The organism is Bowmanella denitrificans (assembly GCF_002887595.1).
Taxonomy (GTDB): Bacteria; Pseudomonadota; Gammaproteobacteria; order Enterobacterales; family Alteromonadaceae; genus Bowmanella; species Bowmanella denitrificans.
In genome coordinates this window covers 283,279-295,695 of the sequence record NZ_PEBU01000007.1, presented here as the reverse complement: position 1 = coordinate 295,695, position 12,417 = coordinate 283,279, and the positions used below count along the sequence as shown (strand labels likewise).

At 51.7% G+C, this 12,417-nt stretch carries 6 protein-coding genes; 2 read left to right on the top strand and 4 right to left on the bottom strand.

Annotated elements, in window-relative coordinates:
- Window positions 1-448 precede the first annotated feature (448 nt).
- The 4 genes from CSR04_RS14855 to CSR04_RS14840 all read right to left on the bottom strand — a co-directional run bounded on the left by CSR04_RS14855 (window position 449) and on the right by CSR04_RS14840 (window position 7,302).
- The gene (locus CSR04_RS14855) at window positions 449-1,981 is read right to left on the bottom strand and encodes an alpha-N-arabinofuranosidase (protein WP_102797080.1); all 1,533 of its coding nucleotides are present in this window, start codon (window positions 1,979-1,981) and stop codon (window positions 449-451) included.
- Window positions 1,982-1,991: 10 nt separating this feature from the next.
- Window positions 1,992-2,942: a glycoside hydrolase family 43 protein gene (locus CSR04_RS14850; RefSeq protein ID WP_102797079.1), complete on the bottom strand. Its 951-nt coding sequence runs from the start codon at window positions 2,940-2,942 to the stop codon at window positions 1,992-1,994.
- Window positions 2,943-3,114: 172 nt separating this feature from the next.
- On the bottom strand, window positions 3,115-6,678 hold the full coding sequence (locus CSR04_RS14845; protein ID WP_102797078.1) for a LamG-like jellyroll fold domain-containing protein: 3,564 nt from the start codon (window positions 6,676-6,678) through the stop codon (window positions 3,115-3,117).
- Between the two features lie 72 nt (window positions 6,679-6,750).
- Window positions 6,751-7,302, bottom strand: a complete 552-nt coding sequence (locus tag CSR04_RS14840) for a PEP-CTERM sorting domain-containing protein (protein ID WP_172449369.1) — start codon at window positions 7,300-7,302, stop codon at window positions 6,751-6,753.
- Between the two features lie 590 nt (window positions 7,303-7,892).
- On the opposite strand from CSR04_RS14840, the gene CSR04_RS14835 reads away from it, so the two are divergent.
- Both CSR04_RS14835 and CSR04_RS14830 read left to right on the top strand, forming a co-directional pair.
- Complete coding sequence (locus CSR04_RS14835; protein ID WP_102797076.1) at window positions 7,893-10,721, top strand: TonB-dependent receptor; 2,829 nt, start codon at window positions 7,893-7,895, stop codon at window positions 10,719-10,721.
- A gap of 295 nt (window positions 10,722-11,016) precedes the next feature.
- Window positions 11,017-12,414 (top strand): MFS transporter, encoded by a 1,398-nt coding sequence (locus tag CSR04_RS14830; protein ID WP_102797075.1) that lies wholly within the window; start codon window positions 11,017-11,019, stop codon window positions 12,412-12,414.
- Window positions 12,415-12,417: the final 3 nt, after the last annotated feature.

Here is a 12,417-nt window from a genome sequence, read left to right as displayed (position 1 = left end):
AGAGCCCGTATATAAGTCCGCATCTGATCTGGTTTTCAATGCGATCTCGTTGACAACACCGAGGGAGTCCATATAAGACACAGAGAGCACAGAGCGGAGAGGGCCAATTGTTACGCGGTGGCGCGGGGCTCACAATATGGGAATGCCTGTGTTATATGGAATGGGTATCGTCGGGTTGGTCTTCGCGGACTCTTTGAGACAGGATGTCGAGGCGAAGCGCCCATGCAAGGGTTTACAGCGTGTCTGCGAAGGCCAATCCGGCGCTGCCTTTTCTTTTCTTCTTTATTTGAACTCTACAGATGCTGGATAGAGATCCCGAAAAATTTCGGGATGACGGTAAACTCTAGGCTAGGCGCGGATCTCAGGTGACTCCGCTGTTAAATTCTTTAATGCCATAAAAGCAAAAGGGAGCCGCAGCTCCCTTTAAACAGACTAATAATCAAGCCAATTATCTCAGCTCAGCCACTACCACAGACTTAGCCGGTAGGCTTAAGTTACTGAGTTTGGAGCTAAATGCCTGTGGTTTAACCACTTCAGGCTGGGTAAAGCTGTTGTGGGCATCCATTTTATCGGCAGTAAGAATTTGGCCAACCGCCTGGCTGGCGCTGGCGCCACTAAGCTTGAGCTTGATAGTGGCGGACTCACTGGGGTCGAGGTTCACCAGCGCCAGGTACAGCTTGCCGTCGGTGCCTTTGGCCACGGAGGCCGTCACTGCCGGTACCGATTTATCGCTGTTGCCGTACAGTCCTGTCTGTAGCTTGAACGGCACTGAGGTGGCATCCTGGAATACCTTGTACATACCGTAAACATGGTAGGTGGGGGTCAGGACCATCTTTTCCTTGTCGGTGAGGATCATGGCCTGAAGCACATTGACCATCTGGGCGATATTGGTCATCCGCACCCGTTTGGCATGTTGGTGGAAGATATTAAAGTTCACCGCGGTGACCACAGCATCGCGCAGGCTGTTCTGCTGGTATAAAAAGCCAGGTTCACGACCTGGTTGTGGGTCATACCAGGTGCCCCATTCATCTACATAAAAGCCCAACTTACCTTCCGGGTCGTTTTTATCCAGCACCGCCAGATTGTCGCGGATATATTTGTCCATCCGGTAGGTGCGCTCCATGGTGGCCAGCCACATGGACTGGTCAAACCCCAGGGCCTTGCCTTTTTTCTGCCAGTCGCTGGTGGGCAGGGTATAGAAATGGTAACTGATACCGTCCATATCCTGCTGGATATTGGCGCTCAGCACCTCGGTCCACTGAGTGTCTTCAGTATGCCCGCCGCTGGCTACCAGTTTGGGCCGTTTGCCCGGTGGGGTTTTTAAGAAGGTAGCGTATTGGCGGTACAAGTCTGCATAATACTCTGGGCGCATATGGCCGCCGCAGCCCCAGGATTCGTTACCGATACCAAAATAGGCAATATCAAAGGGCGCCTCACGACCGTTTTTTCGCCGTTCGTTAGCCAGAGTTGAGTTTTTGTCCGAGGTCATATACTCCATCCACTCGGCCATTTCCTGCACGCTGCCGCTGCCAAGATTACCGTTAACATAGGCATCGGCACCGATCAGCTCGACAAACTCAAAGAATTCATGGGTGCCAAAGGCATTGGTTTCTTCCACGCCGCCCCAGTGAGTATTAACCTTGACCGGACGCATATGCCGGGGGCCAATGCCCTCGCGCCAGTGGTATTCATCGGCAAAACAACCACCCGGCCAGCGAACCAGCGGCACCTGAATAGCCTTTAAGGCTTCGACCACGTCGTTACGAAAACCCTTGGTATTGGGGATGGGAGAGTCTTCGCCGACCCACACTCCTTCGTAAATACCGCGGCCCAGATGCTCGGCAAACTGGCCGTAGATATCCTTGTGGATGACAGGACCACTCTGACTGGCCTGAATTTCGATACTGACCTGATGGGGCGCGGCGTTAAGCAAACTGCTGCTCAGGCCTGCCAATAGCAGGACGGTTTTTAAACCTTTCATATTATTCTCCCTATTGAATGCCTTCTGTGGTCATCACCACCCGTTTCAGGCTACCGTCTTCGTTGTAATAGAGGCGATCCACTGCCACCGAGCGGCGAAAACGCCCTCCGCTGGGCTTACCGTCACGGGGCGGCACGGCACCGGTGTGGTAGATAAAGTAGGATTTGCCCTTAAATTCGATAATGGACTGGTGATTGGTCTCGGTATTGCCGGCAATTTCATTGAGAATGCCTTTGTACTGCCAAGGGCCATGAATACTCTTGCTCATGGCATAGCAGATCTTTTCCGGAAACTCGCAGGCATAGGACACATAGTAGTTGTCATCCTTTTTATGCACCCACAGGGCTTCGGTAAAGTTGGGCAATGTCAGGGTTTTAATCTCACCGTCCAGCTCCAGCATATTGTCCTTAAGCTTGACGTACTTGGGTACCAGGTTGCCAAAAAACAGAAAGGCATCACCGTTTTCCTCAATAAATACCGCCGGGTCGATGTCGTCCCAGTCATTGGGCGTGTGAGTGGTCATGTCGTCAGTGATCAGCGCCTTGCCAATGGCATCCTTAAAAGGTCCGTAAGGGCTGTCGGCCACCGCCACGCCCACCGCAAAGCCGGGTTTATCGTCCTTGTGGCGCACCGTGGTATAGAAATAAAACTTGCCGTTACGCTCAATCATATGGGCGGCCCAGGCATCGCCCTTGGCCCATTTGAAATCGGTGGCACGCATAATGGGGCCATGCTCCTGCCAGGTTTGCATATCCTTTGAGGTAAACAGCAGCCAGTCGTGCATCTCAAAGAAGCGGTCATTATTGGGCGCTTCGTCATGACCGGTATACAGGTATACAGTGTCATCATGTACCATGGCGGCCGGGTCGGCAGTAAAGACATGCTCAAACAGCGGGTTTTTCGCCAGCACCGGGCTGCTTAGCATCAGGGCGGATAACATCAGAGCAAGGGATTTTCGCATGGGTCACCTAATTGGGTTTGGCACAGCTTGCCTGGCTGTGAACTGCATTAAAGTATTATTGTAATATAAAAGCATTGTTAAGTATTTGTTGTCAACGGCTTTGGACCTGTATAGAAAAGCCAGCCTCAGTGGCTGGCTTAAGGTTTTTGTACCCTGTCGCCTGTTATGCTGCTCAGGGCTGTTCGGTCAGATACAGTTGCATAACATCCTCGGCACTGATGGCTTCACTGTAGATGCGCACTTCATCCATCAGACCCTGGTAAGGGAGATCCCAGAAGTTCACTCCCAGACCAAAGCCCTTGGTGCTGGCACTGCCAAACACATTGGGGAAGTCAGTGCCGCTGAAAACCGCTTCGCCGTTTAAGTAGATCACCAGGCTGCCATGGTTGACCACAAAGCTTAAATGCGACCAACTGTTGAGCGGGATTTGCTCGCCAATACCCGCGTCATACCAGGCGGTACCGGACCACAGCATGGTATTTTCGCCCACCCCAGCATGGCCTTTGGGTACCAGACTGACCCAGCTATCCAGGCTGGCATAACCGAAAAATGCGCTGGTGAAGTTGGTCAGGGCACTGGGGTTAAGCCACAGAGATACCGAATAACTGTTATCGCTAATCAGATTATCGGCCAGGCGTACACCGCTGCTGCCGTTAAGCAACAGGCCGTTGCCCACCACTCCGGCCGGGTAGCTTAAGTTGCCGCCGACCTGGTCCAGGCGCGAGCCTGTGACGCTGCCGCTGGCAACATTGCCTGAGGCATCGCTTAAGTCCGAGTCATCAAAGCTGTAATGGGCCAGCGGCGTAGGCGGGGCGGTGGAACGCACTGTGGCTACAAATGCCCGGCTGCTCTGCTGACCGTCCAGGCTGATGGTGGCCGTTAGGGTGATCTGCACGTCACTGTGAGCCGGGCGGTTGACGGTGCCGTCGGTGGCAATCACCGACTCGTCGCTGGACGCCCAACTGATGGCAGCGGCATAGGCGCCGGAGGTGGGCAGGCTCAGATCCTCCCGTACTGCGCTGATATCACCCAGGCTCAGCAGGTCTGCAGCCGATTGCAGTAACTCAGCGGTCGACAGACGGTCGATATCCAGGGCTTTAATTTCCGCAGCGCTTAACGCCCCTTCATAGATGTTCAGTTCATCAATCAGGCCGTTAAACGGCAGATCCCAGTAGTTGACCCCCAGGGCAAACACGCCGTTTTGACCGGTGAACAGGTCGGCAAAGTTAGTGCCGCTGTATTTCTGTTCGCCGTTTAAGAAAAGCCTGACCAAACCCTGATTGACCGTAAAGGCCAGGTGAGTCCAGGTATCGGCGGGGAGCTGTTCGCCGGCACTGGCGTCATACCAGGCCTGACTACCACTCCACAGCATAGTGTTGTCATCCCAGCTCCAGGGCACCAGGCTCAGCCAGTTATCCATACTGCGGGCCGCGAAAAAGGCGGTACTGAACTGGCTAAGGGCCGTAGGATTAAGCCACATAGACACCGTATAGGCATAGCTGTCAATCAGGCCATCGGGCAGGCGCACACCGGAACTGCCATCCAGCCACAGGGCATCACCAAATGCGCCGCTGGCATATTGCACGATGCCGTCGCTGGTATTGAGTCGATTGCCAGTGATTGTGCCAGGAGGCAGATAGCCCAGGGCCTCATCCAGATTCTGCTCGAAACGGTACTGGGCAGTGCGGTTAAAAGGTTTTCTGGCCTTGACCAGGACGTCAAAGGCTTTGGTTACCATCTGGCCGTTGAGCTTGATCGTCGCCGTCAGGGTCACCAACATATCAGCGCTGCCGGCATAGGGACGCACAACCCGACCGTCTGTGCCAATCACATCAGGCTGGCTGCTTTGCCACTGAATGCTGGCGCCCTGGGTGCCCAGCGTGGCCAGGCTGAGATCGGTGCTGGTTTCGCCCACCAGTTGCAGACTGTCGGCGATACTGCCAAGGGCCGCTTCGGTGCTTTGTGCAGGCATTTTTGTTCCCCACACTGAAACACCCTCAGCAGACAGGGCACTGAAGGTGGGCACCAGTTGGCCGATGTTGTCGTTAAACTGCCAGGCCAGCACCCCCTCGAAGCTGCCCAAACCGTCCAGATTCAGGGTGATCTGGTTGGTATCGCCCAGCACATAACTGCCACTGATATCGCCGTCAATCACCCCACCTGCCTTAAGGTTCAGATACACAGAGCGGTGGGGCGTGCGATTAATGTCCTTGCCGTGGCTAATAAACTGGTAAGTGCCAAGCAGGTCTTGTGCATCCACAATGTTCTCGCCCTCAATGGGCGCATAGCGATGAGGGGAGGCCACCAGCCAGCCGTCTTTATTGATAAATAATTCATGCACACGGATCTCATGGCCCTCGCCCCGGTTGGGGAAGCGGGTATGGAAGATCACAAAGTGCTTGCCGGACTCGACATCGTAATAAGCGGAGTTATGCCCCGGTGCCATATAACCATGGTCGGTGCCTGCATCGCCGGGATTGGCGTCAAACAGATGGCCGCCCATTAACTTAACCCCGTAGGGTGCGATACTGGACCAGTTGCCCGAGGCACCAATCATATCCAGTCCTTCGGCATCCACAAAGGGCCCCTGGGGCGAGCGGGAACGAGCAATACGCATATTGTAGCCATCATTCTGGGCGAAGCCGCCGAAGGAGGTGAACAGGTAATAGTAGTCCGACACCGGACTGTAGAGCATAAAGGGCCCTTCGATAGCGCTGTAATAACCGCCCATGATCTTAGTGCCGTAGCCCTGACCGGGCAGCGGCAGGCCGCTGGTGGGATCCATCTGCATAATCCATATACCGCCGGAATAAGAGCCATACACCATCCACAGGCGGCCCTCCTTGTCGAAAAACACATCCGGGTCGATGGCATTGGGATGCAGGTTGCCGTTATAAGGATTGCCGTCAATGCCGGGATTTTCCTCGCCGCGGTGGCCGCTTTTCAGAAACAGGGCGATATTTTCATAAGGCCCTTCGATATGCGCCGACACCGCCACGCCCAAATAGGAACGGGACGAATCACATTCGCCATTTTCCGGGGAGGCGCAGTGGTTGTAATAGAAATGGTACTTGCCGTCAGCCAACTGAATCACATCGGCAGCCCAGGAGCCCTGCCAACCACCGGACCAGGCGATGCCCTCAGCGGCCTCTTCGGCATAGGTATCAAACAGGGGATTGTCGTCATTGACCCCGTCTGTGGTGACCACCTGCCAGTTCAGTAAGTCGTTAGTTTTAGCCGCCGCCAGGTGCGAGCCAAACACATAGAAGGTGCCGTCATCCAGACGGATCACTGAGGGATCGTGTACCGACGCATTGTTAAAGCTTACCTGGCCAATGCTTGGGTCCGGCTGGCCATTGTCTTCAACAAACTGATAGAGCGCGGTTTGATAGGCAAAGGTGGCGCGGCTGTTGTTAAAGTAAATGCGCACCGTATCTGCCAGTGTCGGCACTGAAAAATAAGGACGACCATTTTCATCTTCGCCGTCAGCATTCAGGACTGTATGGCTGCTTTGGGTTACCACCAGTCGCCAGGGACCGGCCTGTTCGTCTGATGTCTGGATTTGGTTGTCAGTGTAATAACCCGAGCCCCGCACATAGACTCTGGGACTTTGCTCAATCACAGCGGTATCTACCGGTTGCCACTGGGCCTGTGCCCGACCGCAAACTGCCAGTAAGCCGATAAGGCTGAGCAATTTCAAGGCGTTGTATCTCGAACGACAATGCGTACGAACCATGTTGTTATCTCCCGGATAATCAGGGGTACCTATACAGCGCAGACTAGCCACCCGGTAAAATTAGAAAATGCGTTAAATTAATCTGCGCCGCAGGGCCAGTGCGCCCAGGGTCAGCAGCAATAAGCTTGAGGGTTCAGGGATTTGCTGGCGCAGAGCCAGATTGCTGATGGTCAGGCTGTCGCCCAAAATAAAGTCATTGTCTACCACGCCAAATTCCAGGCTGGCATGTACGCCGGTCCATTGGCTGATATCAAAGCTGCCACCGCTGCTTAGATTCAGTATGTCGTTAGTATCCAGATTGCGCAGTTGTGCAAAAGCGAAATCACTGACACTGCTAAGGCTGCTGCTGATATCCACAGACAATTGCCAGGTGGCACCGGCGCTGGCTGGGCCTAAGATAAAGTCCTGAAACATCACCACCTGCCAGATGTCCTCCACACCTGTGGTGCTGGTGGTTAGTGTCACCTGATTAGCGCTCAGCAGGAAATTATCGGTATAGCCAGCAAAAAGCTCACCGGTGGATTGGCTGTCAGTGCCTGTGCTCAGGTTGTATTGGCTAATCTCAGCCTGCCAGCCAGTAAAGCCATTGCTAAAGTCGGTATTTAGCAGGCTGGCATTGACCACTGGGCTGCAGCAAATAAGGGAAAGGGCTGACAGAAGCCTGTGTGATCGGTGGGCTGATAATGATAGGTTCAGGCCACGCATGGTAGTCTCCTTATATTCAATTTGATTAGAGAGGGTTAACCATAATTAAATGGTATTATAATACAAATATTAGAGTATCAGCATTCAGGCTTTTGTAAATAGCTTGTTAATCGAGAATTGAGGGTAAAGATCCCATACTAGGCATAGCTTTTATGCCTGACTATTTAGCGCCATCCCTATAAATACAGGCTGTTTGCACAGCTTCTGTGGTTGTGACTTGTTATTTTTTAATCCTGACGAAGTATCTGTCTCATTAAATTTATCTTATATAATTCAATGGTTTATAATCCTTTCTGGACTTTGTGACAGAGATTGAAAATCTTTGCTGTTTTGTTATTGACAGCTAAAATGTCATACAATATGATGATAATCAGATAACATTATTTTAACAGTGCTGGGTGACATGCTGGATTTTGAGTCCTTAGGCATACACTCAGCACGAAAAGCCCTGGTAGTCTAAGCGGTGTAAAGGCTAAAAAGGGATAACTATACAGCGGAGAACTCAACCCATGTTTAACCGAACCCACCTGGCCAGCGCTATTGTACTGGCGCTTTCCAGTCCAGTTTTATCTGCACAGGAATCTGTTGATGACCAAGCCAATAGTGCGCAGGAAGTTGAAATCATTCAGGTTTCTGGTATCCGGGCCAGTCTGAATAAGGCACTAAATACCAAACGATTCAGCAAACAGGTGGTTGACGCCATAGTGGCAGAGGATATAGGTAAACTGCCAGACAACAATGTGGTGGAGTCGCTGCAGCGGGTCGCCGGTGTACAGGTTACCGACCGTGCCGATGGTGAGGTGAACACTGTGACCATTCGTGGTTTAACCGATGTCAGTACCACCCTCAATGGCAGAACCATATTTACTGCTTCCGGCCGTTCACTGGCGTTGGCGGATATTCCTTCTACACTGGTGTCGCAAATTGATGTCATTAAGAACCGTTCGGCCAGCCAGTTCGAAAATGGTATAGCCGGGCAGATTGATGTGCATATGTTCCGCCCCTTTGATTTTGACGGCCAGAAGTTCTCTGTGGCGGCTAAGGGGATCTACCTTGAAGAAGCGGAGGAAACTAATCCGGTACTCAGTGCACTGGTCAGTAATCGCTGGACTTTAGATGGCGGTGGTGAGTTTGGTGCGTTGTTCAATGTATCTTATACCGAAACCAGCTACAGAAGTCAGTCGGTGACACCCGGTGCTCAGGTGGTGTTTATGACAGAGAACCAACCTGATGGTTGGGTGCCGCTGGAGCGTGTGTTTAACGACGACGGCCGGGTAGCAGAGAGCCCTATTTGGACACCCGGGCTGGATCGTGGTTTGCCAACAGCGCCAGGCTCTACCATTGATATAAATGGTGTTCCTGCCGAGTACTATCTGTCACGTGATGCCATGTTTATGTCGGATTTTACCGGCAAGCGCAAGCGCCCGGCGGCCAATCTGTCACTTCAATATGCCCCTGATGACCGTTCAGTTTATACCTTTGAAGCCATGTATAACGGCTATCGCAATGAGAGCTTTAACTCGCTGAATTTTGCCTTTGTGGACTGGTGGGGCTCTTTGGGTGAATTGGGTAATATTGCCGACAGTTTTGAGTTGTATGAAGGTACTAATGTGATTAAAAGCCGCACCATCCGAAACCCATTTACCTTCGGTAGTGGCGATTATTCGGTGGGCGAGACCGATTCCTATATGTATGCTCTGGGCGGTGACTGGAACCTGACAGACAGCTTTAAGCTAAAATCAGAATTGGTTTATCAGAACAGTGAATTCGAATCCTCCTTTATTGCCATGCGTTCCAATGCCGGACGCTATCAATTGACAGCTGATTTCAGCAATAATCCCAGTATTATTTTTGCGGATAATCCGGATACCCCTGATGTGGATGAAAGTGATCTTACCGACCTGACTCAGGCGAGTATGGCCGAAATGTATGATAGCGGTGAGCGTAATGAAGGTTCTGCGCTGACCTTTACCCTGGATGGTGAATATTATACCGATGATGGGGTCTTCCAGAAGTTTGCCTTTGGTCTGCGTTATGATGACCGTGACACAACCGAGTATATGCGCGACCAAAATGCGGCGGCCTGTGATGTGGTTAATACCACTGGCGACCCGGCCAACTGCCTGTTTGCGACCTACCTGAATGACGGGATTGCCCATGTGAATGACAGTTTCCTGGATGGTGAAGCCACAGTGCCACGCACTTGGGCGGTAGCCAGTGGTCCTTACTTGCGCGCCAATCGGGATTACTTTTTGGGACTCTATGGTCTGAACTCATCTGACCCCTTGATGGAAGAGTTTAACATTAACGAGGTCAATGCCGCCCTGTACGCCACGGCAGATTTTGAGACAGAAATTGGCGGTAAAGTACTGGACGGGCAAATTGGTGCACGTTATGTAAGGGTTGAAACCGATACCGAGTTTGTCGACCAGGTGGACCTGACCAGAACCGCAGGCTCAACGACCACAACCGAATTAATGCCGTCGTTGTCACTGCGTTATCATCTGGGGGATGAGTGGATCCTGCGCCTTAACTATGGTGAAACCTTGCGTATGCCTAACTTTGGCGACCTCAACCCGACCATTATCTATAACGATGACATCACAGGTATCGGCTATGGCACAGCCAATGGCGGTAACGTTAATCTGAAGCCCACCACATCGCAAAACCTGGATCTGGCTCTTGAGTGGTATTTTGGTGAAGCGAGTGCAGCGTATCTGACGCTCTTCCAGCGCGACATTGAAGGGCTGGTGATCCCCTATCGCAATCAGATTCAGCGGCAAATCGACGGCTATAATACCGATACCTTTATTCTGTCTCAGCCGGATAATGCCTCGGCCGGTGAGCTAAACGGCGTAGAGCTGGGGATTAATTATTTCCCAGAGAATCTACCGGGTATGCTTGACGGGCTGGGTATTCAGGCGGCGCTTACCCTGTTGGACTCCGAGCAGACTATTCCTGAGCTGGACGGTCGTGGCGAAGTTGTGGGGACGGAGAAAACCGATATCTTTGGTGTATCCGATAAGTCATACAACCTGACCCTGGTGTACGATCGTGAGAAGTTTGATGCAAGGCTGGCCTATGTCTGGCGTTCTGATTTCCTTAATAACAATGAAGCAGCGTCATTCGCCAACCCACTTGGTGTTTACAGGGACGAGCAACAGTCATTGGATTTTCAGCTTAATTACAATATCAGCGAAAATCTGACCTTGTCTTTTGATGCCACCAATCTGACCAACGAGATGTATCAGAGCCGCTATGGTAACAGTGAGCTGCATACCTTTGGAAACTGGCTGATTAGCCGCAGCTTTGGTCTGGGTATTCGCTATTCAATGTAACGCTTGTTCCCATGAAGCTTTTGCCCCGCAAGACGGGGCTTTTTTATATTCAGGAGAAGGATGGCACACCGATGCTACATGGTGCTTTGGCCGGCAACCCCTGTTACTAGGCCTCACTTCAACTTGGCCGTGATGAAACAAGCAATTTGGCTAGAAAAACATTGTTATCAAAATAGTATGATAATATTATCTATTCTGTGGTTTTGTTAATGTCTGGTAAATAGCGATAAGCTTGATTGACCAGACGCTGAGCTTGTCGGTTTATCTGGCTCTATAGTTAAGTGGAAATATCAGTATGTCATATAAATTATCACCTTTTGAGAAGATTGGCTTTGGCGCCGGTGACATGGCCGTCAATGTCGTGATCTCCTCAATGATGTTGATCATCACCTTTTTCTACACCGATGTGTTTGGTCTTAAGCCTGCAGATATGGCATTGCTGTTTATTCTGGTCCGGGTACTGGATGCGGTGACCGACCCATTGATGGGCCTGATTACTGACAAATATACCAGTCGCTGGGGGCGCTATCGGCCTTATCTTTTGTTCCTGTCTGTGCCATTCGGCATTGCGGTGTTTCTGACCTTCAGCACCCCGGATGCCGATTACAGTGCCAAACTGCTGTGGGCCTATTCCACTTACATTTTTATTACCCTGATGTTTACGGCCGTGACCATTCCCTATATTTCCCTTATCGGCGTGCTGACCGACGATCCCAAAGAGCGTTTGTCGGCCAATGGTTATAGACTGTTCTTTGCCAAGATAGCCGCATTTCTGGTGACCATTATTGTTCCTATGTTAGCCGGCGCGGATATCTGGCAGGGCGATAAAGCCGCTGGCTATCAAGCCGCTATGGGGCTGATGGCGGTGCTGGCGGTGCTGTTTTTTTTGTTTTGCTTTTTTGCCACTACAGAGCGTCTGGAACACCAGGTGGAAAGCAAACCACTGTCTCAGCAGTTTTCCCTGCTACTAAAAAATGATCAATGGTTAGTGCTTTGTGGCGTTTGTGTACTGGGTACCGTTGGCTACGTGGTGCGGGGCTCGGTGGCGCTTTATTATGCTAAGTATTTTCTGGGCGGTGATGCCACCACGCAGTCGTTGTTTCTGTCTACCGGTGTAGGCGCGGCCATTTTGGCGATGGTGGCCTCCACCTGGATAACTAAACGCTTTTGTAAAATAAAGCTGTTCCGTTACAGCCAGATGGCGGTGGGGCTGCTAAGTCTGGTCATGTATTTGCTGGTCGAACCCGGCGACATGCTGCTGGCTTTTGCATTGTTTTTCCTGATTTCCTTTGTGGTGGATCTGCATGCACCGGTGTTCTGGTCTGCCATCGCCGAGGCAGTGGATTATGGTGAAAGTAAAACCGGTAAACGGGTCGCCGGCTTGTCCTTTGGTGGGATTTCATTTTGTCAGAAAGCAGGCATGGGCGTAGCCGGGGGCCTGGTTGGGCTGTTACTGGCCTTCTTTGATTATGTCCCTGAACAGCCACAGACCGAGTTTGCCCTGACCGGCATCGCGCTGATGCTGACTATTATTCCCGGCGTATTTCATTATCTGGTAGGGGCGCTGATGAAGCGTTATCGCATCACCGATGAGGAATATCGTCGCTTGTTATCCACGTTAGATGTGGTTCGCCATGAACCTGCTGGCCAGAACACAGATACTGTACAAATCAAAGTTGCCACCGGAGTTTAGTGA